We start from the raw sequence: 20,779 nt of genomic DNA on the forward strand, positions 1-20,779 counted from the left end.
GAAGAAGCTCAAGCGCGAGGAGATGAGCGGTGGCTGCTTCACCATCTCCAGCCTGGGCTCCATCGGTGGCACCGCCTTCACGCCCATCGTCAACGCCCCGGAAGTCGCCATTCTCGGCGTTTCCAAGGCGCAGACGAAGCCGGTGTGGGACGGCGCCGAGTTTGCCCCAAGGCTGATGATGCCGCTGTCGCTGTCCTACGATCACCGGGCGGTCAACGGCGCCGACGCGGCCCGCTTCACGGCCTTTTTGGCCCAGGCGTTGAGTGATATTCGTCGCCTGCTGATGTAATCCAGGCACATAGGTGACGAGATAGAAGCGGCCTCCTCGGGGGCCGCTTTTTTGTCGCGACAAATGGAACCGAGTGTCACGCGCGACGAAAGTACAACGCTTCAGGCAACTCCATGAAAAAAGGCGAATTATGGCGCTTAGAGCAAGCCGAGACCGGGGCGGGTGTGCTTGTGCCGCTTGAGCCGTGCAGGTATCGTCATGGGCCATTCCCACTGCGATGGCGTGTGCTTCATGGAGCATGCCATGGCTAATAACGAACATGTGATGACTCGTTCAAGGAGCACTATCGATGCGTTTGATCTTGTTGGGCGCCCCGGGCGCAGGCAAGGGCACCCAGGCCCAATTCATCTGCGAGCATTTCGACATTCCGCAGATCTCCACCGGCGATATGTTGCGTACGGCGGTCAAGGAGGAAAGTGAACTGGGGCTCAAGGTCAAGGAGATCATGAACAGCGGCGGTCTGGTGTCCGACGATATCATCATCTCGCTGGTCAAGGAGCGTATCGCCCAGCCTGATTGCGCCAACGGTTTCCTGTTCGATGGTTTCCCGCGCACGATCCCCCAGGCCGATGCCATGAAAGACGCCAACGTCAAACTCGACCATGTGCTGGAAGTCGCCGTGGATGATGAGGAAATCGTCAAGCGCCTGGCCGGTCGCCGGGTGCATCCGGGCTCGGGGCGTGTCTATCACATCGACTACCAGCCGCCCCAAGAAGAGGGCAAGGATGACGTGACGGGTGAAGCGATCGTGCTGCGCGACGACGATCAGGAGTCGACCGTGCGCAACCGCTTGTCCGTGTATCATGAACAGACCGAGCCGCTGGTGAAGTATTACCGCGAATGGGCCCAGCAAGACCCGCAAAGCGCGCCAGCCTATCACCGTGTGGAAGGCACCGGCAGCGTCGAATCGATCCGCCAGCAGGTGCTGACGGCGCTCGAAGGGTAACCTTCTCCCTCCCGCGCGGCTTTTCAGTGGGGGGGAACTTGTTCCCGATAGGGGGCTGCCAGCTTCCCTCGTGAATAAATTCACTCCCACTACGTCATGCCCTGGCTAGAATCTGAAAGAAGCTGGCCATTACGCCAAGGCGTTTCGACATGCCCGCGGGCATCATAGAGCCACGCTCTGGGCCAGACCCTGGCCCTTTACCGTTTCGTTGACGACCTGCGTCAAGATTGCATCGGGCGGTGCGCCGGGCGTTTTGCCAATGACCGATGGCACGTTTATAGTGCGGGCTCACCCGTTGCTCGATGATCGCCGATGCCCACTCTGTTGGCCCTGGATGCCTCTACTAGCGCCTGTTCCTGCGCCTTGTGGCGCGATGGCCATGTCATCTCCCGTTATCGTGACGCCCCGCGTCAACACACCCAGCTCCTGATGCCGATGGTCGATGACGTGCTGGCCGAGGCGGGCGTAGGGCTCTCCGATCTCGATGCGTTGGCATACGGTCGTGGGCCGGGCTCGTTCACCGGTTTGCGCATCGCTGCCGGGACGGCGCAGGGGCTGGCTTTCGCGCTCGAATGTCCCTTGATCGGCGTATCCACCTTGGAAGCCCTGGCGCTGGCTGCACATCGGCGTCTCCATGCGCGCTATGTGGTGGCGGCAATGGACGCGCGCATGAACGAGATCTATGCCGCTGCCTATCGCTGCCACGATGGCGTGCTCGAGTCGCTCATGGAGGAGACCGTGTTGGCCCCGGAGCGGTTGCGTCTGCCTGTGGCCTCCCACGATGTCGACTGGGTCGGCATCGGCTCGGGCTGGACCTTACGCGAGCGTATGCCGGTGGAAGTGCAGTCGGCGCTCGGCCAGTGCCTGAGTGAACCGCAGCCAACTGCCGAGGATATGGTCCATTTGGCAGTGCAGGCCTGGCAGTCGGGTGAACGCCCGTCGCCCGACGTGGCGGTTCCTGTGTATCTGCGCAATGAGGTGGCATGGCAGCGCGCTTAAGCGTTTCTTAAGCCCTCGAGAATAATAATGGCGTGCTCGCACGCTCGTACGCAGCGTCATGTTTTTCGTTGCTTCAAGGACATTTCATGGATTGGTTGCACGTCGTTGCGCTGGCCATCATTCAAGGCCTTACCGAATTCCTGCCCATTTCGTCATCCGCTCACCTGATTCTCCCGTCGCAGTTGCTGGGCTGGCCCGATCAGGGCTTGGCCTTCGATGTTGCTGTACATGTCGGCTCGTTGGCCGCAGTGATGCTGGTCTTTCACCGTGAAGTGACTCACATCGTGCGTGATTGGGTGGCGCAGTGTCGCGGCGCGCCAGCGACGCCGGAAAGCCGCCTGGGCTGGGCGGTGATCATTGGCACCCTGCCTGCCGTCATCATCGGTTTTCTGCTGGAAAGTGTCATCGAGTCATATCTTCGCGCCTCGCTGGTGATCGCCATCACCACCTTGGTTTTCGGGTTGCTGCTGTGGTGGGCGGATGTACGCGGTAGCCGCCGGCATGCGTTGACCGCGATGTCGCTGCGCAATGCGCTGATCATCGGGCTCGCCCAGGCCTTGGCGTTGATTCCCGGGACGTCGCGCTCGGGCATCACGATCACGGCGGCCTTGCTGCTGGGCTTCACCCGCCAGGCCGCCGCACGTTTCTCGTTCTTGCTGTCGATCCCGCTGATTCTTGCCGCCGGTTCGCTCAAGGGTATCGAACTTGTCGAAGCCGGCGAGGGTGTGGCCTGGGGCACGATCGTCGCGGGGACGCTGATGTCGTTTGTCGCGGCATGGCTGTGTATCAAGTTGTTCCTGGCCGCGTTGGATCGCATCGGTATGCTGCCGTTCGTCATCTATCGCCTGATCCTGGGCGTCGTGCTGTTGGTATGGGTGGCATGAGCGAACGGGTTACGGCCATCGGCGAGCCGGTACGCGCGCTGGCAGCGCGCCTCGGGTTGCCCTGGCAACCCGAGGCGGATGCCGACACCACCTTGTGCTTGGCCATGCGCGATGAGGGCCTGGCGCTGTCGGGCGATGCGCGTCGCTATGGCGCGCCGATTCGGGTCGATTTCGCCGCTGGTAAAGTCGCGCACCGGCGCCGCTTCGGCGGCGGGCGTGGGCAACTGATCGCCAAGGCATGCGGACTGGCGCATGGCGTGACGCCGAGCATTGTCGATGCCACGGCGGGGCTGGGGCGTGATGCCTTCGTGCTGGCGAGCCTCGGCGCCCAGGTGTTGCTGATCGAGCGCGTGGCGGCGATTTACGCCCTGCTCGAAGATGGCGTGCGGCGTGCCCGAGCGGATGCAGAGGCCGCCGAGATCGTGGCGCGCATGCGGGTGGCGAATGGTGATGCCGCGCATGAGCTGGCGACGCTGGTGGCGCGTCACGACGTTGCGCCGCAGGTGGTGCATCTCGACCCCATGTTTCCTCACCGTGACAAGAGCGCGTTGGTCAAGAAGGAGATGCGCGTCTTCCGCGAACTGGCCGGTGACGATGACGACGCGCCGCGCCTGCTGGAAGCCGCTCTGGAGGTCGCTACGCACCGGGTGGTGGTCAAGCGCCCCCGCCGTGCGCCACCGCTTGAGGGCCCCTCGCCCGATCACGTGCTCGAGGGCAAGACCAGTCGCTATGATCTCTATGTGCATCGCAGCCTGAAGCCTGCGTAACGTGGCCTCATGGCTCAAGACGCCTGGCGATGCACCAGTTGGGTCAGGCGGTGGCGCAGGCTGGGATCGAAGAGCGCCTGCCCACGCCGCTGAGCGCTTTCGAGCGAGCTGTCATAGCATAGCGTGTCGTTTTCCTGCCATAACCAGCCCTGTGCCTCGAGAGTGTCGAGCAAGCCGCTGAAGAGGCGTTTGTCGAAGAACTCCGGCGCGTTAAGCCCGGAGAGCAGGGTGAGACGTTCAGCCAACTGACGGCTTTGTTCCTCCAACGCCTCGCGGTTCAGGGTGCCGCTTCCTTCGCGCAGCAGTACGGCCAATAGCAGATAACCGCGCTCCAGAGTCGGTTGCACCAGCCGGCCCAGCAGGCGCAGATGTTCGCTACTGGCCAGGTGCCCCGCTGGGCGCTCCCAGCCGTGATCGGTCTCGATCAGCAAGTCTTCCGACACGAGTGCCGCCAGAGCGCGTTCCAGACGCGGCGCAAAGGCATCAGCGGGCAGGTGAAATTCATGCGCGAGCACTGGCCAGGCGGGGCCCAGCAGCGTGAGCAACTCCTCCGTATTAAAGCGGGCGTTATGCCGGTATGCGAAGGCGACCAGTGCCATGTCGATGAACAGATGCAAGACGTTGTTGCGATACCAGGTCAATAAAGTGGCCTGTTCTGGCGTGGCGAGGACGAGTTCGCCGAGTGCCTGTTGGCGGCGCTCGATGAATTCCAACTGAGCGGTATGGGCGATCCAGTCCCGAGGCTCGCCCTCGGGCAGAGTGAGTCGCTCGCCGCCCGGGAGGTGCCGCCTTAGGTCCACTAGCAAGCGCATGTGACGCTCGAGCAAGTCGGCCTCGATGGCATGGTGCGAATTGGCCAGAAGCCCCAGGGCGACCAGCGAGACCGGCGTGATGGCCGCTGCCGCGTTGATGCGCTGGGCCAGGGTGGCGCCCAGCGCGGGCACGGCCTGGTTCAGCCAGTCGGGGCGTGTTTGACGGCGATTGTCTCGCCACTCGGGCACCTGGCGGTCGAGAAAGCCGCTGAGCATGAGCGGTTCGCCGACATTGACCGTGACATGCCCGTATGACGGTCGCAGGCGACGCACGATGCGCAATAGATCGAAGGGCGATTCCTTCTTCTTGTGCCCGCCACGCAATTCCTTGAGGTAGCTACCGCTTTCCAGCACCTTCTCGTAGCCGACATAGACCGGCACGAAGGCGACCTCGCGGCGGGGGTCGCGGGCGAATGAGCGAAGGGTCATGGCGAGCATGCCTGGGCGCGGCGCCAGCATGCGGCCGGTGCGCGAGCGTCCGCCCTCGATGAAGTATTCCAGTGGGTGCCCGCGCGAAATCAGACGATGCACGTATTCGTTGAATACCGCCGCGTAGAGGCGATTGTCACGAAAGCTGCGGCGCAGGAAGAACGCCCCTCCTCGACGTAGCAGCGCGCCGATCACCGGCATGTCGAGGTTGCGGCCTGCCGCGATGTGCGGCGGCATCAATCCCTCGCGAAATAGTGCGTAGGACAACAAAAGATAGTCGATATGGCTGCGATGACAGGGCACGTAGATCAATTCGTGATCGCCGGCCAGCGCCTTGACGTCATCGAGCCCGTTGACGGTGACGCCGTCGTAGAGACGATTCCAGAGCCGGCGCAGCAGTTGGTAGAGGAAACGCAGTACCGGGTAGGAGGTGTTGGAAGCGATTTCGCGGCCATAACGCAGTGCCCGGCGTGTTTCACGTTCGGGGCTGGTGCCACGGGCGGTGGCCGCGTCGGAGATCGCCTGGCGCACTTGTGGGCTGTCGACCACGCCGCGGATCAACGTATTGCGGTGCGAGAGGTCGGGACCCAGCACACGGGCGCGTACCCGACGAAAGTGAACGCGCAGCACGCGCGCCGTCTTGCGCTGGACGGCCGGTAGCGGACGTGTCTCGATCAACGTGCGTAGTTGCAACGGGGCGCCGATATGCACCTGCACGTGCTTGCCATTGACCGCCATCGACAAGAGTCGGCGCAGGCGTCCGCTCCACTGCCAGCTATCCGCCGCGAGCAGTTTCCAGAAGCCGAAGTCCTTGCCCGGGGCACGTCCCCAGAACACGCTGACCGGTACTAGCTGGACATCTCGATCGGGCGCGTCGGCTAGTTCTGCCAGCAAGGTGTCGAGATGCAGCGAGCGTCGTCCGTGTACCTGCGTCAACCCGCGACTGAGCCGGGGTAGGGCGATACAAGCGGGAAGGCGCGCCTCGCCGAGCGCGATGCTGCCTCGGGCGCTGGGCAGCCCCTCGCGGCGTGTCATCAGTTCGAGTGCCAGTCTGTCCGAGAAGGCGGGATGCGGCAGCACGTAGAGGGTGGGCCGCGTGGCATCGAGCGCGGGCTGCTGCGCTTCGACATGATGGTAGTCGAGCCAGTGGTCGAGCAGCGTGCGGCACAGGGCGCGCAAGGGAGCGAGGAACGTGCGTAGAACAGCCATCCATTAGCCTTGAAGGAACGCAATGCAGCAGTATAGCCAGTCCGGCCGGGTAGGCCCAAGGCTGGCGCTTTTCAGCGACGTTGAAAACGTGCGTCAATGGCGCACGACCCAGCCGCCGCGCAGGCGGCGAATTCAAGGAGACACCATGCGCGGACGCTGGCAGGTAGGCAATCGTTTCACCTTGTTGCCGGAAGGCAAACGCTTTCTTCCCGCCTTGTTTACAGCCATCGATGAAGCGCGCACCACGCTTTATCTCGAACTGTATTTGATGGAGTCGGGAACGCTCGCCACACGCGTGATCGATGCCTTGTGCGCGGCGGCCGGGCGGGGTGTCACGGTGCTGGTACTGCTCGATGGCTATGGTTCGATGAAGCTCGCGCATTCTGACCGTGAGCGCTTGCGTGAGGCCGGCGTGGCGCTGCGCTTCTTCAATCCGCTGGCCTGGCATCAACTGGGCAAGAATCTGTCGCGCGATCATCGCAAGCTGCTGATCGTCGACGAGAAACTGGCATTCACCGGTGGTTTCGGCGCCGTCGATTCCTTCGTCGAGGCGTGGTATGAAGTCGCCGTACGTATCGAGGGGCCGGTCGTCGCGGATTGGATCGGCCTGTTCGCGCAACTCTGGGAATCGCCCTTGACGCGCCGCAAGGCGGCGCCGCGTCACTGGCCGTCCCCGCGCTCCATCGCACCGCTCACGGAGGACATGCGCGGACGTATGATCAGTGGGCGTGGGCATCGTTACCAGGCGATTCGGCATTCGCTGCATCAGCGTATCGCTACTGCCGAGCGGCGGTTGTGGCTGTGTACGCCCTACTTCGTGCCGACTTTCAGCCTGCGCCGACGCCTGATCCGCGCCGCGCGCCTGGGCCTTGACGTGCGGCTATTGCTGCCGGGCTCGCGCCACGACCATCCGAGCATTCGCTATGCCGGGCAACGTTTCTACGCGCGACTTTTGCGGGCCGGGGTACGCATCTACGAGTTTCAGCCGACCTTCATTCACGCCAAGTTCGTGCTGGTCGACGATTGGGCGTCGATCGGCTCGTGCAACTTCGATCACTGGAGCCTGCAGTGGAATCTCGAGGCTAACCAGGAAGTCGAGGATACGAGATTCGCCCGCGACGTGGCGGCTCTGTTCGAGCGTAACTTCGCCGCCAGCGAGGAAATCCATTGGGAGCAGTGGCGCTATCGCCCCTGGACTCAGCGCTGCCGTGAGTGGGTTTTCGGCACCCTCAACGGGTGGATGACACGGCTGCGCTGAATGCGTGTCTAGCGGCGACCCTTGCCTCCTGGGCGTCCGGCGGGTTTCTTCTTGCGCGGTGTGGGCTTGGGTTTTTCCTCGGGGACCCGGTAGTGCAGATAGAGATCCAGGATCAGCTCGGGTAGCTGCTTGACGAGCGCCTCGGCTCGGGGGCCGTCAGCAATCAGTTCGTGCATGTCGGGTTCGTCGTCGAATAGCCCCGACAAAGCCATGAAGGGCAGCAGCAGCTCGGCGACCCGGGCTTCGTCGTGCTCGAACCAGGCGACTTCATTGAGAAACACACCTTCCATGAAGCCCGCGCACCAATCGCCGATGGGCGTTTCCTCGGGGGCGATGTCGCCGAGCTCGAGATCGAACGGCAGTTCGGGTAGATGACCGTGCTCGAGGGCTTCGATGGCGTTTTGCTTGAGCGTCTCGCAGAGGCCGAGAATCTGTTCGCGCTGCGCGGCGTCGGTGAACTGCGGCTCGCCATGGTAAAGCTCGGCGACCCAGGTCGTGGCCGGTGTCTCGATCGGCGCGATCGCCAGCGCGACGAGGAAACCGTGCGTGCCGATCAAGTCGAGCGCTTCAGGGTCGACTTGGTCGGATTCAAGGAAATCGTCGAGGGTCTCGAGCGCTTCGTCGTCGAGCAGGGGCATGGGGGGCGACGTCTCGGACATGATGGGCCTCTTGCAGGGGAGCGGTCGGTGAGTGGTGGACGCCTGTCGCGTTGCGCGGCATTCTAGCATCCCATGATGTCTGTCACCTTGCCCTCTCCCGATAACGATTGGTTAGTGTCGCTCGACGAGCCGGCTCTCCACGAGGCGCTACATGCGCGTGTTGAGGCGGCTTGGCGCGTCGCCCTCGATGTTCATCCTGCCCTGCCGCGCCCCGACGTGTGGTTGGACCTGCGTGGCAAGGGGGCCGGTCAGGCGCACTTCTCGCGCGGCGGCCTACGTTTCAATCCCGTCCTACTGCGCGAGAACCGCCAGGCGTTCATGGTGGATGTGGTTCCGCATGAGATGGCGCATTGGCTGGTCTTTCACCTCGAGGGGCCGCCAGCGCGTCCGCACGGCCACGAATGGCGTACCGTCATGCAGAAGCTCTACGGTTTGCCGCCACGTACCACGCACCGTTTCGATGTCACGCGTGCCAGTCCCGCACCGTATTGCTACCGTTGTGGTTGTGCCACCGAGCATCAATTTTCCGCGCGGCGTCATTCGCGGGCACAGCGAGGCACGAACTATCATTGTCGATATTGTCGACAGCGCTTGCGCTTCGTTGCGAAAAAGTGATGTAACTCAATGAATTAAAAAGAAAAAATGGTAATACCAAGGTCTAATAGGGAGCCAGGGGGTCTACGGGTATATGCTGGATGGGTATTCTTGGACGGTCACGTGGTCAATCGTGTGGCCGATCATCCATTTCTCGACCTTTGCGAGGAAGCCATGACCGAACAGCAGAAAGTCTACCCGGTGGCGGAGGACTTCGCCGCCAATGCCTGGGCGGATAACGAGACGTATCTGAGCCTTTATCAGCGCTCCGTCGACGATCCCGAAGGCTTCTGGGCGGAACAGGCCGAGTCTCTGGATTGGTTCAAGGCGCCGACCAAGATCAAGAACACTTCATTCGCCGCCTCCAACGTGGATATTCGCTGGTTCGAGGATGGCGAACTCAACGCCGCCTACAACTGCCTTGATCGCCATCTCGAGACCCGTGGCGATCAGCCGGCGATCATCTGGGAAGGCGACGATCCGGGGCAGGACAAGACCATTACCTACCGCGAGCTGCATGCCGAGGTGTGCCGCTTGAGCAACGCACTCAAGGAAATGGGTGTCACCAAGGGCGACACCGTCACGCTCTACATGCCGATGATTCCCGAGGCGTCGGTGGCGATGCTGGCGTGCGCGCGTATCGGGGCGATCCACTCGGTGGTGTTCGGTGGCTTCTCGCCGGATGCGCTGGCACAACGCGTGGTCGATGCTCAGTCACGCGTGGTGATCACCGCCGACGAGTCGGTGCGCGGTGGCAAGCACGTACCGCTCAAGGATAACGTCGACGCCGCGATGACCCGTGACGGCACCGATATCGTCGACAAGGTGTTGGTCGTGCGCCGCACCGGCGGCGAGATCGAATGGCACGACGACCGCGACGTCTGGTACCACGAGTGGGTCGATCGCCAGTCCAGCGAATGCCCGGCGGAGAAGATGAACGCCGAGGATGCGCTGTTCATCCTCTATACCTCCGGCTCCACTGGGCGTCCCAAGGGACTCAAGCACACCACCGGGGGCTATCTGCTCTATGCGGCGCTGACGCATCGCTATGTATTCGACTACCACGAAGGTGAAGTGTACTGGTGCAGTGCCGATGTGGGCTGGGTCACCGGGCATAGCTACATCGTCTATGGCCCGCTGGCCAACGGCGCGACCACGCTGATGTTCGAAGGCGTGCCAAGCTATCCCACGCACGGGCGCCTCGGCGAGATCATCGATAAGCACCAGGTATCGATTCTCTACACCTCGCCGACCGCCATCCGCGCGTTGATGGCGCATGGCGAGAACATCATGGACTCGAGCCAGCGTGATAGCCTGCGTGTGCTGGGGTCGGTGGGTGAGCCGATCAACCCCGAGGCGTGGAGTTGGTTCCACCGTGTGATCGGCAACTCGCGCTGCCCGATCGTCGACACCTGGTGGCAAACCGAGACCGGCGGCATCATGATCACGCCGTTGCCGGGGGCCACCGATCTCAAGCCGGGCTCCGCCACGCGGCCGTTCTTCGGTGTGCGCCCGGCGCTGCTCGACAACGAGGGTAATGTGCTCGAAGGCGCCACCTCGGGCAACCTGGTGCTCCTCGATTCTTGGCCCGGTCAGGCGCGCACCATCTGGAACGATCACGAACGCTTCGTGCAGACGTACTTCTCTCCTTACGAAGGTGTTTACTTCACCGGCGATGGCTGCCGTCGCGACGAGGATGGCTACTACTGGATCACCGGTCGCATAGACGACGTGCTCAACGTTTCCGGGCACCGCATGGGCACCGCCGAGATCGAATCCTCGTTGGTGGCACACAGCGCTGTGGCCGAAGCCGCTGTAGTGGGATATCCCCACGACATCAAGGGACAGGGCATCTACATTTACGTGACCCTGGGTGACGACGTCGAACCTAGTGAGGAGCTACGCAAGGAGTTGACGCAATGGGTGCGCAAGGATATCGGGCCGATCGCGACGCCGGATGTCATTCAGTGGGCGCCGGGGCTGCCGAAGACCCGTTCCGGCAAGATTATGCGGCGTATCTTGCGTAAGATCGCCGCCAACGAGTGCGAGGGCTTGGGCGACACCAGTACGCTGGCTGACCCGAGCGTGGTCGATGAGTTGATCGAGCACCGCGCCAATCGTTGACACGTGTTGGGGTGGGTATCCAGCGTCGGTTCGTTCGACACGGGGCAGCACGCCAGCTCGCCTCGGGTACCCGCCCGACTTTCGCCGGCCGATGGCCGGCTTTTTCGTGCCACCAGGAACGTTCGGGGGTGCGTCGACGCAAGGCTTGGGTATTGTCTACAGCATGGGGTAACATGCTGAAAACAAGAAGTGAACCTGATGCTTGCCGATGACAATCGCGGCACGACCGTTCGCTCCAGGGGGATCCGGAGGAGACACAATGGCTTTTGCCCAGAAATTCATCGTCGCCGATGACCACCCGCTATTTCGTGCCGCGCTCAACCAGGCGTTGCGCCAAGTAGCGCCACAGGCGGAGATCGTCGAAGCCGATACCATGGAGGCGACGTCCGACATGGTAATGCGCCATCCCGATGCCGACCTTATCTTGCTCGACTTGCACATGCCGGGTGCGCATGGCTTTTCGGGACTGATCCAACTGCGCGGTCAGTCGCCCGAGGTGCCCGTGGTCGTCATTTCGGGCAGCGAGGAGCCGCCCGTAGTGCGTCGTGCCATCGACTACGGTGCCTCGGGGTTCATTCCCAAGTCCTCGTCGCTGGATGTTATCGCCGAGGCGATCCGACAAGTGCTCGAAGGGGAGGTTTGGTTGCCCGAGGAGATGGCTGATGTGCTCGGGGAGTCGAACGAAGATGAAGCGCGCTTCGCCGAAGCCATCGCCTCGCTGACACCTCAGCAGTTCCGCGTACTCAACATGTTGAACGAAGGTCTGCTCAACAAACAGATCGCCTATGAGCTCAACGTGTCGGAGGCGACCATCAAGGCGCATGTCACGGCGATTCTCCGCAAACTGGGTGTGCATTCGCGTACACAGGCGGTCATCGCCGCACAGAAGCTCGAGGTCGAACCGCCCAAGGTCGAGTCCTAGGCTGTCCTTGGCGACAGCATACGAGACGAGGCCATGTGAGAGACAAGAAGCCGTTCCCGTCGTTTAATGGGAGCGGCTTCTTCGTATCTGCGTGTCAGAGCGCGCTCCTGGGGCCCTCCAGGGCGGCCTAAGAAGGCGACTGGCGGCGCAGGAAATCGCGCATGGCGTTCACGGTTTCCTCACTGCAGTGATGCTCGATGCCCTCGGAGTCGGCACGTGCGACTTCCTCGGGCACACCGAGCGCCCGCAAGGCATCGAGTACTACCCGGTGGCGTGCCATGACGCGCTTGGCGAGCGCATCTCCCTCGTCGGTCAGGAAGATCCCGCGGTAGGGACGAGCGACGGCAAGTCCGTCGCGTTTCAAGCGTGCAATGACTTTCGACACCGCCGCTGCGCTGACGCCGAAACATTCGGCCAGATCGCTGGCACGTGCTTCGCCCAACTGCGTATGCAGGTGCGCGATTTCCTCGACATAATCCTCGACCAGTTCGGTCTGATGATCCTGCCGGACGCGTTTGAAATATTCGTGCTTGGGCTGAGACTTCATGCAACCCCTGCTTTCAGTGTCCCGTGAACGTAGAAAATAGCACGTACGCGTTGAGGGCGACGATCAACGTGCACACAATACCGCCCACCACGGTTACCGATTTGTGATTGACTAGATTGCCCATGATACGGCGATTGGCGGTGAAAAAAAGCAGTGGTATGAGTGCGAACGGTATTCCGAAGCTAAGAATCACCTGACTGGCGACCAAGGCCTTCTGCTCGGACACGCCGAGCATGATGATCACCAGCGCCGGCACCATGGTGACTAGACGGCGCACCCACAGGGGGATCGTGAAGGCCATGAAGCCTTGCATGATCACCTGTCCCGAGAGTGTGCCGACGATGGACGACGACAGACCAGCGAGTAGCAAGGCAGCACCGAAGACATGACTGGCCGTGACCTGGCCGAGCATCGGCGCCAGCAATTTATAGCTGTCACTGATGGTGGCGACATCCAGACGGCCGTTGGCATGGAAGGCCGCCGCTGCCATGGCCAGCATGCTGAGGTTGACCACGCCAGCGATGGCCATGCCGATGATGACATCCAGACGGTAGTAACGCATCAAGCGTAGCCGATGGGCATCGTCCTTCACCTGGATCCGCTTCTGCGATAGTGCCGAGTGCAGATAGATGACATGCGGCATGACCGTGGCGCCGAGTATGCCCGCCGCTAGATAGAGTGAATAGCTATCCGGGAAGCCAGGGATCAGCAGTCCTTCGAGCAAAGGGGTTGCTTCCGGCCGGCTGAGCACCAGCTCGAGGATGAAGCCGCCCGCCACGGCCAGGATCATGGCGCCGATGACGATTTCCATGAGTCGGAAACCGTAGCGGTAGAGATGCAGCGCCAGATAGGTGATCGCCCCGGTGAGCAACGCGCCTTCCATCAACGATAGCCCGAACAACAGATTGAAGGCTAACGCCGCCCCAAGGAATTCGGCGAGATCGGTGGCGATGGCCACGACCTCTGCTTGTATCCAATAGCCCCAGACCACGGGGCGTGGATAGCGTGCGCGGATCACCTGAGGCAGGTTGCGTCCGGTGGCAAGACCCAAACGTGCCGAGAGAGTCTGGATCAGCATGGCCATCAGGTTGGCGACGAGCACCACCCACAGCAGGGTATAGCCGTAGCGCGAGCCCGCTTCGATATTGGTGGCGAAGTTGCCGGGATCGATATAGGCCACCGCGGCGATCAGCGCGGGGCCGAAAAAGGCTGTCCATCCCCAGCGTCGGGCCTTGCCATTGAGCGTCGACGCCGCCTGCTCGCGGATCGCGCTGTCGGAAATCGTACTCAGCATGGTAGCGACTCAATGTTAACCATGGTTAATCGAATGTATGAAGGTTAACTTAGAGGCCTTGGATTGACCAATAGCCGTTGTCCCGAGAGTCGATTGAGTTTGACTATTAGTCGCATCCGAAGTTGTCCGCGCACGTTTAGGTATCCTGTCGAACGGCGCGGTTGGCTTGCAAGGTGCGTGTCAAAAGCGCCCGCAAGGCGGCGGGGCGCACCGGTTTGAGCAGCAATTGATAGCCATTGCGACGAATCTCCTCGGCGACCTCGTCGGTACGGTCGGCGGTGATCACGATACCCGGAACGGGGCCTTCGCAGAGCTCCTCGAGCGCTTCCAGCGCCATCAATCCGGTAACCTCGTTGTCCAGATGGTAGTCGGCGAGAATGGCTTCGGGATCGCTGTCCAGATGGCGTAACACCGACTTGGCGCCGCCGATGGACGTGGCGGTGAAGACTTCGCACTCCCAGCCATCGAGCATCGCCTTCATGCCCTCGAGGATCAGTGTTTCGTTGTCGATACACAGGATTCTGGCGCCTGCGAGTTTGTTGCCGGGACGCCGCGTGGGCGTATCCTCGGCGCTTTTTTCCTGTTGGCGTCCCTCGACCCGAGGCACCGACACCGAGAACACGGTGCCGACGTTTTCCCACGAGCGAATCTTGATGGGATGTTCGAGCACTCGGCTCATACGGTCGGCAATGGAGAGCCCGAGCCCCAGGCCCTTCTCGCTTTCCTTGTGACGCGAGGCCTGATCGAGGCGACGAAATTCCTGGAAGATTTCCGCCTGCTTGGCCTCGGGAATGCCCGGACCGGTATCCCAAACTTCGATGGTCAGTTGCTCGCCCTTGCGCCGGCACCCCAGCAGCACACGCCCTTGCTGTGTATAGCGCAGCGCGTTGGAGAGGAAATTCTGCACGATGCGTCGTAACATCTGGGCGTCGCTGTCCACCCAGGTGCCGGTGGCAACGACATCCAGGTCGAGCCCGCGATCCGTGGCCATGACCTCGAACTCGGCGCGCAGCGGGCGCAGAATGTCGGTGAGCGGGAACTGTGTCCGGCGGGGTGTCAGGGCGCCGGCATCGAGTTTGGAGATGTCGAGCAGCGTGCTCAAAAGCTCCTCGGCGGCCTGTAGCGAATTGTCGATGTGGCCGATGGTATGGCGCAGCTCGTCGGCTTCGACCTGCTGTCCCAGTGCCGAGGTGAAGAGACGTGCGGCGTTGAGCGGTTGGAGCAGGTCATGGCTGGCGGCGGCCAGAAAACGTGTTTTTGAGGCGTTGGCCTCCTCGGCGACCTGCTTGGCTTGGCGCAGCGCCGACTCGGCCTCGGCGCGCACACGGTTTTCCTGGCGCAGGGCCGCGTTGGCTTCCGACAGCGCCTGGGTCCGCTCGCGGACGCGTTCCTCGAGGTTTTCGTTGGTCTCGCGCAGGGCAATTTCGGCCAGGCGGCGCTCGGTAATGTCCTGATAGAGGGCGAAGAACCCGAGCACGCTCTCGCCTTCGCCGAAGTGGGGCGTGTAGGTCACCAGCATGTAACGCACGCCACCGTCGCCGTCGTCCTGTGAGATTTCGAAGCTCACCCGCTCGCCGGCCAGCACACGATGCATCCACGGCGAGCGCTCGCGGATGACCTGGGCGGGCATGACGTGGTCGAAGCGTTCGCCGATCGCTTCGTTGCGGTCGATGCCCATTGCCGCTTCATAGGCACGGTTGGTGAAGAGGTAACGGCATTCCTTGTCGAAATAGGCGATCAGCGCCGGCACATTGTCGGTGTAGATGCGGATGTTGTTTTCGGAGCGGATCAGCGCCTCTTCGGTGCGCTTTTGCTGGGTAATGTCCTGATAGGTATAGACGAAGCCGCCGCCTGGCATGGGGTTGCCCTGAACCTCGAGCACCGTGCCATCCTGGCGGTAACGTACGTAGCGGTGTGGTTGCCCCTGGCGGATGTTGTCCATCAAGAGCTCGACGTGCTCCTCGGGGTCGCCGGGACCGTATTCGCCGTTATGCGCGTTGTAGCGCAGGATCTTGTCGAACGGCGCGTTGACCCGGATCAAACTGTCGGGGAAGCGAAACAGCTCCAGATAACGCTGGTTCCATACCACCAGGCGCGCGTTCTGATCGATCACGCTGATGCCCTGGTTGATATTCTCGATGGTCGCTTGCAGCAGGGCGCGGTTGAACTCCAGCACCTGCGAGGCTTCGTCGACGATCGAGATGACATCGGAGATACCGATGCCGCGCCCTTGCAGCGCCGAATTGACCACGATGCGTGCCGACGACGCTCCGAGTACTGAGGATAACAAGCGCTCGGTGAACTGGATGACGTCGATCGAGGCGCGGGTGTTGTCGTCCACGGACTGGCCGCCACGGCGTGAATAGTCCTCGAAGGCGCGCTGTACCTGGCTGGTGCCCAGGAAACGCTCGCAGAGGACCTTGAGATCGCCCACCGTGGTGGCGCCGGTCCAGGGGCGGTTGACCGAGGTCTGGCGAGTCTCGACGCTATCGACGAATAATGATGCCTGGATACGCTCGACGACGCGCTGCGGGGTGATCTGCGAGACAAAGATGTAGCAGAACAGGTTGAGCCCCAAGGACAGCATGACGCCGTGGGTGAAGCTGTCCCCGACGTTGAGCCCGAACAGGTGTGTCGGCGCCAGCCAGTCGAGCCCCAAGGGACCGCTGGTCAGCCAGGTCATGGGCAGCAATTCGGCCTGCACCAGCGCCGGGAGCAGCAGCGTGTAGGCCCACACCGCGAAACCGACGTTCATGCCGGCAATGACGCCGAGGCGGTTGCCACGCTTCCAGTAAAGTCCGCCCAGCAAGGCAGGCGCGAACTGGGCGGCTGCGGCGAACGACAACATGCCTGTCGAGGCCAAGGTGCTGTATTCGGCGATCAGGCGATAAAAGATGTAGGCCAGCAGCAGAATGAGGACGATGGTCGCGCGTCGCGCACGTAGCACCAGCTTGGCGTAGTCGCCTTCGGTGACGAACCAGCGTAGGCGGAACAGCAGCGGGATGATGATCTCGTTGGAGATCATGATCGACACCGCCACGGCGGCCATGATGACCATGCCGGTCGCTGCCGAGAGCCCGCCGATAAAGGTGAGCAGCCCCAGCCATTCGCTGCCGCCGGCCATGGGCAGCGCCAGCATGAAGGTATCGGGGTTGACCTCACCATCGGGGAATATCGTCAGGCCCGCCGCTGCGATAGGCAGCACGAAGAAACCGATGGCGGCTAGATACAGCGGGAATAGCCAGCGGGCGCGCTTGGCGTCGTCTGCGTGGGTGTTTTCGACCACGGCGAGGTGAAACTGGCGGGGCAGGCAGAAGATGGCCAGCATCGCGAGTAGCGTCTGTGCCCAGAAGCCGTGGCCGAAATCCTGCTCGGTCAGTTGACGCTGCAATTCCAGATGCGTATCGGCGCGGCCGAACAGGTCGCCGAGGCCGTCGAACATGCCCCAGGTGACGTAGGCGCCGAGCACCAGGAAGGCGACCAGTTTGACCAGCGATTCGAAGGCGATGGCGTGAATCAGGCCCTCGTGATGCTCGGTGGCATCGGTATGTCGCGTGCCGAAGAGAATGGCGAACAGCGCCATGACGGCCGCGATATAGAAGGCCGTATCGCCGAACACAGGGGCGCGGGTCAGATCGGCGCTGTCGGTCAGCACGGTGAATGCCGAGGCCACGGCCTTCAGTTGCAAGGCGATGTAGGGCAGCGTGCCGATCAAAGCCACCAGGCTGGCGAATGCCGCCAACGACTGGGTCTTGCCATAGCGCGAGGCGATGAAGTCGGCGATCGAGGTCACGTTCTGGCGTTTGGCGACGCGGATCATCTTGGCCAATACGGGCCAGAATAGCAGGAAGGTCAGAATCGGGCCGACAAAGATGCTGGCGAACGACCAGCCCGACGTGGCGGCCTCGCCGACGGCGCCATAGAACGTCCACGAGGTACAGTAGACCGCCAGCGCGAGGCTGTAGACGATGGGTCGCCGTCTGCCCGGTCCATGGCGCTTGGCCTGGCTATCGCCACGCCAAGCGATGGCAAATAATACGGCAATGTAGATCAGCGATATGACGATCAGTAGCCAGCCAGCAAACATGCTCTCTCCCCTATGTTTGCGGCCATTCTAGGGTAATCCGCTGGTGCGCGTCAGTCGTCCATCCTCTCAGGACGTTTTACATAGAGTCTGGTAAAGCGGGGTGTCGGCGCCAATGTCGTGCAGTGCGGAGGCGTCTGGCTGGCGCTCATCGCCAACCAGCGGCGCCCATTCCCGTTCGTCGCAGTTCATCAGATAGGCCTGATGGGTCACACGGTCCGTGACCTGTTTCTCGAAACGATAGAGGATAAATTCCATCATGCGTTGGCCGTTGGCCTCGGTGGTGCGTAAATGATCGTGATCGATCACCTCGAAGGCGACGGGTAAGGGGTATAGATACGTCCAGGGCCGCCAGAACATCGAATCATATTCGACATCGACGACCTCGGCGGAGTCGGGCAGTTGCTGCTGCTTGGACGCCAACCAGTTGTATTCATAGTAGATCTGATAACTGAGCATTCCTACGCCTGCTAGTGCCGGCACGATCCAGCGGGGCAAGCGCTTGCCGCTAAGCTGTCGCAGGATCAACCCGATCCCTGCAGCGCCGAGGCCGGCAAATATCACCGCGATCAATTGCCAAATCATAATCTCTCCCTGCAACGAAATCGGGCCTCCCCCAGGGAAGCCCGATAGTGTGATCCCGTGGCCCGGGCCAGCCGAGCCGATGGGTATTATGGCTTAGTGGCTAACGGCACCACCAGCACCTTTGGGATAGCGCACGCTTTCCACCAGTTCCTGAATCTCCCGAGGCGGTTCCTCGGATGATTTGGAAACGAGGTAGGCGACCGCGAAGTTGACGATCGCACCCACCGCGCCGATGGAGAGCGGCGAAATGCCGAGTACCCAATTTTCAGGCGTATCCGCCAGGTTATTGGTGCCGGGGATGAAGAACCAGCCTTTGTAGATGAAGATGTAGACCAAGGTGAAGGTCAGCCCTGACAACATCCCCGCGATGGCCCCTTTGTTATTCACCCGTTTGGAGAAGATCCCCATCATCAGCACCGGGAATAGCGATGCAGCGGCGATACCGAAGGCTAATGCCACGACCTGAGCTGCGAATCCTGGAGGATTGGCGCCGAGGTAGGTGGCGACAACGATGGCAATCGACATCGAGATGCGTGCCGCTCGCAATTCCCCTCGTTCCGTTATGCCTGGGTTTATGGCGCCTTTGATCAAGTCATGACTGATCGCCGAGGAGATGGCCAATAGCAGCCCGGCAGCAGTGGAGAGAGCCGCGGCCAGACCCCCGGCGGCGATCAGTCCTATGACCCAGGAGGGGAGGTTGGCGATCTCTGGGTTTGCCAGTACCAGTATATCGTTGTTGACGGTCAACTCGTTTCCGGACCAGCCGCGATCCGAGAAATCGGTGCTGTCGTTGTAGAACTGAATGTCGCCGTCGCTGTTTTTGTCGTCGAAGGTGATCAGCCCTGTTTCTTCCCAGGTCCGTATCCACTCCGGCCGGTTTTCGTAAGCGATGGGATTGGCGGCGGCGGCGTCGTAATTCTCGACTTGACCTGCCATGTCGGGATAGATGGTCGTCATCAGGTTCAAGCGTGCCATGGACGCTACGGCCGGCGCGGTCAGATAGAGCAGACCGATGAATACCAGCGCCCAGCCGGCGGACCAGCGAGCATCTGCCACCTTGGGCACGGTGAAAAAACGCATGATGACGTGGGGAAGACCGGCGGTCCCGATCATCAGCGACAGGGTGAACAGCACCATGTTGAGCTTGTTGTCGACCATCGCCGTATAGGCATCGAAGCCCAGCGCACTCACTACTTCATTGAGCTTGGACAGTAGCGGTTCGCCGGAGGCGCTGTGCTCGGAGAACAGGCCCAGCGGAGGAAGCGGATTGCCGGTAAGTTCTAGCGAAATGAATACCGCTGGGATGGTATAGGCAATGATCAGTACGATGTACTGAGCCACCTGCGTGTACGTGATGCCCTTCATGCCACCCAGCACGGAATAGAAGAACACCACGACGGCGGCGATGATCAGGCCGGTGGTTGCGTCGACTTCCAGAAAGCGTGAAAAAGCGACACCAGCACCGGCCATCTGACCTATTACGTAGGTCAGGGAAGCCACGATCAGACAGACGACGGCAACCATGCGAGCCGTGCGGCTGTAGAAGCGGTCGCCAATGAACTCTGGCACCGTGAACTTGCCGAATTTCCTCAGGTAAGGCGCCAATAGCAAGGCCAACAGCACATAACCGCCGGTCCAGCCCATTAGAAAGGTGGAGTTGGCATAGCCGCCAGCGGCGATGAGGCCCGCCATGGAAATGAAGGAGGCGGCGGACATCCAGTCAGCCCCAATCGCCATGCCGTTGGTAATCGGGTGTACGCCGCCACCGGCCACATAGAAATCTTTGGTGGAGCCCGCCTTGGCCCAGATAGCGATGCCAATGTATATAGCGAAAGAAGCGCCGACGAACAGGATATTGATGGCAAATTGACTCATGCTGGTTTACTCCTCGAGTCCGTATTGCTTGTCCAGCCGGTTCATCTTCCAGGCATAGAAGAAGATCAGGCCAATGAACGTCAGAATGGAGCCCTGTTGAGCAAACCAGAAGCCCAGGTCAGTACCACCGACGGGAATGCTGGATAGCAGGGGGCGCAGCAGGATCGCGCAGCCGTAAGACACCAGCGCCCAGACGATCAGGCAGCCGGTGATAAGTCGCACGTTGGCTTTCCAGTAAGCTTCGGCATTGGATTTTTCATCTGCCATGGTGTCGCTCTCCACTGGTAGGGATATGTTGGTGTTGTGATGAGAGTGTGCGAGACGCTTCAAAGCAATCGCAGGTATAGAACACTCTGTAGGGTAACGTCATTGATACGATAGTGGCGCTAGACTTTTATCGACCATGACGATGCTATCCGTCCTGTGTTAACTACCTGGGATTGCCTTGAATTGCCATACTGATGATAGTGGCCAATGACGGGAAAAAAAGAACCCCATACTT

General features: G+C 61.5%; 16 protein-coding genes and 1 pseudogene. 9 read left to right on the forward strand and 8 right to left on the reverse strand.

Annotated elements, in window-relative coordinates; translation table 11 throughout:
• The 5 genes from OP494_RS00005 to OP494_RS00025 form a co-directional block, all read left to right on the forward strand.
• Positions 1-289 (forward strand): 2-oxo acid dehydrogenase subunit E2 (locus OP494_RS00005; protein ID WP_280538708.1); only part of this gene is annotated, 289 nt, incomplete at its 5' end.
• Positions 290-578: 289 nt separating this feature from the next.
• On the forward strand, positions 579-1,235 hold the full coding sequence (gene adk / locus OP494_RS00010; protein WP_280538709.1) for an adenylate kinase: 657 nt from the start codon (positions 579-581) through the stop codon (positions 1,233-1,235).
• Between the two features lie 312 nt (positions 1,236-1,547).
• Complete coding sequence (gene tsaB / locus OP494_RS00015; RefSeq protein WP_280538711.1) at positions 1,548-2,234, forward strand: tRNA (adenosine(37)-N6)-threonylcarbamoyltransferase complex dimerization subunit type 1 TsaB; 687 nt, start codon at positions 1,548-1,550, stop codon at positions 2,232-2,234.
• Between the two features lie 86 nt (positions 2,235-2,320).
• The gene (locus OP494_RS00020) at positions 2,321-3,118 is read left to right on the forward strand and encodes an undecaprenyl-diphosphate phosphatase (RefSeq protein ID WP_280538712.1); all 798 of its coding nucleotides are present in this window, start codon (positions 2,321-2,323) and stop codon (positions 3,116-3,118) included.
• A complete protein-coding gene (locus OP494_RS00025; protein ID WP_280538713.1) occupies positions 3,115-3,885 on the forward strand; it encodes a class I SAM-dependent methyltransferase in 771 nt (256 codons plus the stop codon). The genes OP494_RS00020 and OP494_RS00025 overlap by 4 nt, the downstream gene beginning before the upstream one ends.
• Before the next feature lie 14 nt (positions 3,886-3,899).
• On the opposite strand, the gene plsB is transcribed toward OP494_RS00025, so the two are convergent.
• Entirely contained in the window at positions 3,900-6,335 is a 2,436-nt protein-coding gene (gene plsB, locus OP494_RS00030) for a glycerol-3-phosphate 1-O-acyltransferase PlsB (RefSeq protein WP_280538714.1), read from the reverse strand.
• Between the two features lie 145 nt (positions 6,336-6,480).
• On the opposite strand from plsB, the gene OP494_RS00035 reads away from it, so the two are divergent.
• On the forward strand, positions 6,481-7,593 hold the full coding sequence (locus OP494_RS00035; RefSeq protein ID WP_280538715.1) for a phospholipase D-like domain-containing protein: 1,113 nt from the start codon (positions 6,481-6,483) through the stop codon (positions 7,591-7,593).
• Between the two features lie 8 nt (positions 7,594-7,601).
• Here OP494_RS00035 and OP494_RS00040 read toward each other — a convergent pair whose 3' ends face one another.
• Positions 7,602-8,252: a UPF0149 family protein gene (locus OP494_RS00040; protein ID WP_247619539.1), complete on the reverse strand. Its 651-nt coding sequence runs from the start codon at positions 8,250-8,252 to the stop codon at positions 7,602-7,604.
• Positions 8,253-8,324: 72 nt separating this feature from the next.
• On the opposite strand from OP494_RS00040, the gene OP494_RS00045 reads away from it, so the two are divergent.
• The 3 genes from OP494_RS00045 to OP494_RS00055 all read left to right on the forward strand — a co-directional run bounded on the left by OP494_RS00045 (position 8,325) and on the right by OP494_RS00055 (position 11,892).
• Entirely contained in the window at positions 8,325-8,867 is a 543-nt protein-coding gene (locus OP494_RS00045) for a SprT-like domain-containing protein (RefSeq protein WP_280538716.1), read from the forward strand.
• 153 nt (positions 8,868-9,020) lie between these two features.
• Entirely contained in the window at positions 9,021-10,970 is a 1,950-nt protein-coding gene (gene acs / locus OP494_RS00050; RefSeq protein ID WP_280539168.1) for an acetate--CoA ligase, read from the forward strand.
• A gap of 259 nt (positions 10,971-11,229) precedes the next feature.
• Positions 11,230-11,892, forward strand: coding sequence for a response regulator transcription factor (locus OP494_RS00055; RefSeq protein WP_040244569.1), 663 nt, complete (start codon positions 11,230-11,232; stop codon positions 11,890-11,892).
• Positions 11,893-12,019: 127 nt separating this feature from the next.
• On the opposite strand, the pseudogene mntR reads toward OP494_RS00055, so the two are convergent.
• From mntR to OP494_RS00085, 6 genes and pseudogenes are all read right to left on the reverse strand, one after another.
• Positions 12,020-12,442 (reverse strand): annotated as a pseudogene (gene mntR, locus OP494_RS00060) (manganese-binding transcriptional regulator MntR); the annotation flags it as partial.
• Positions 12,443-12,452: 10 nt separating this feature from the next.
• Positions 12,453-13,733 carry an Nramp family divalent metal transporter gene (locus OP494_RS00065; protein WP_280538718.1) on the reverse strand — a complete coding sequence of 427 codons (1,281 nt, stop codon included), beginning with the start codon at positions 13,731-13,733 and terminating at the stop codon, positions 12,453-12,455.
• A 136-nt stretch (positions 13,734-13,869) separates the two neighbouring features.
• Positions 13,870-17,820, reverse strand: a complete 3,951-nt coding sequence (locus OP494_RS00070) for a NahK/ErcS family hybrid sensor histidine kinase/response regulator (RefSeq protein WP_280538719.1) — start codon at positions 17,818-17,820, stop codon at positions 13,870-13,872.
• A gap of 66 nt (positions 17,821-17,886) precedes the next feature.
• Positions 17,887-18,402, reverse strand: a complete 516-nt coding sequence (locus OP494_RS00075; RefSeq protein WP_280538720.1) for a hypothetical protein — start codon at positions 18,400-18,402, stop codon at positions 17,887-17,889.
• Positions 18,403-18,495: 93 nt separating this feature from the next.
• Positions 18,496-20,277, reverse strand: coding sequence for a cation acetate symporter (locus tag OP494_RS00080; RefSeq protein ID WP_280538721.1), 1,782 nt, complete (start codon positions 20,275-20,277; stop codon positions 18,496-18,498).
• A gap of 6 nt (positions 20,278-20,283) precedes the next feature.
• Entirely contained in the window at positions 20,284-20,544 is a 261-nt protein-coding gene (locus OP494_RS00085; protein WP_178997694.1) for a DUF4212 domain-containing protein, read from the reverse strand.
• Positions 20,545-20,779: the final 235 nt, after the last annotated feature.

The organism is Chromohalobacter sp. 11-W, from assembly GCF_029889905.1.
Classification (GTDB): domain Bacteria; phylum Pseudomonadota; class Gammaproteobacteria; order Pseudomonadales; family Halomonadaceae; genus Chromohalobacter.

Excerpts from the sequence above, each read along its gene's own strand:
- OP494_RS00075 (WP_280538720.1), bottom strand. The coding sequence starts at position 18,402 with ATGATTTGGCAATTGATCGCGGTGATATTTGCCGGCCTCGGCGCTGCA.
- OP494_RS00045 (WP_280538716.1), top strand. The coding sequence starts at position 8,325 with ATGATGTCTGTCACCTTGCCCTCTCCCGATAACGATTGGTTAGTGTCG.
- OP494_RS00035 (WP_280538715.1), top strand. The coding sequence starts at position 6,481 with ATGCGCGGACGCTGGCAGGTAGGCAATCGTTTCACCTTGTTGCCGGAA.
- OP494_RS00080 (WP_280538721.1), bottom strand. The coding sequence starts at position 20,277 with ATGAGTCAATTTGCCATCAATATCCTGTTCGTCGGCGCTTCTTTCGCT.
- OP494_RS00020 (WP_280538712.1), top strand. The coding sequence starts at position 2,321 with ATGGATTGGTTGCACGTCGTTGCGCTGGCCATCATTCAAGGCCTTACC.
- OP494_RS00085 (WP_178997694.1), bottom strand. The coding sequence starts at position 20,544 with ATGGCAGATGAAAAATCCAATGCCGAAGCTTACTGGAAAGCCAACGTG.
- OP494_RS00025 (WP_280538713.1), top strand. The coding sequence starts at position 3,115 with ATGAGCGAACGGGTTACGGCCATCGGCGAGCCGGTACGCGCGCTGGCA.
- tsaB (WP_280538711.1), top strand. The coding sequence starts at position 1,548 with ATGCCCACTCTGTTGGCCCTGGATGCCTCTACTAGCGCCTGTTCCTGC.
- OP494_RS00065 (WP_280538718.1), bottom strand. The coding sequence starts at position 13,733 with ATGCTGAGTACGATTTCCGACAGCGCGATCCGCGAGCAGGCGGCGTCG.
- acs (WP_280539168.1), top strand. The coding sequence starts at position 9,021 with ATGACCGAACAGCAGAAAGTCTACCCGGTGGCGGAGGACTTCGCCGCC.
- OP494_RS00040 (WP_247619539.1), bottom strand. The coding sequence starts at position 8,252 with ATGTCCGAGACGTCGCCCCCCATGCCCCTGCTCGACGACGAAGCGCTC.
- plsB (WP_280538714.1), bottom strand. The coding sequence starts at position 6,335 with ATGGCTGTTCTACGCACGTTCCTCGCTCCCTTGCGCGCCCTGTGCCGC.
- OP494_RS00055 (WP_040244569.1), top strand. The coding sequence starts at position 11,230 with ATGGCTTTTGCCCAGAAATTCATCGTCGCCGATGACCACCCGCTATTT.
- OP494_RS00070 (WP_280538719.1), bottom strand. The coding sequence starts at position 17,820 with ATGTTTGCTGGCTGGCTACTGATCGTCATATCGCTGATCTACATTGCC.
- adk (WP_280538709.1), top strand. The coding sequence starts at position 579 with ATGCGTTTGATCTTGTTGGGCGCCCCGGGCGCAGGCAAGGGCACCCAG.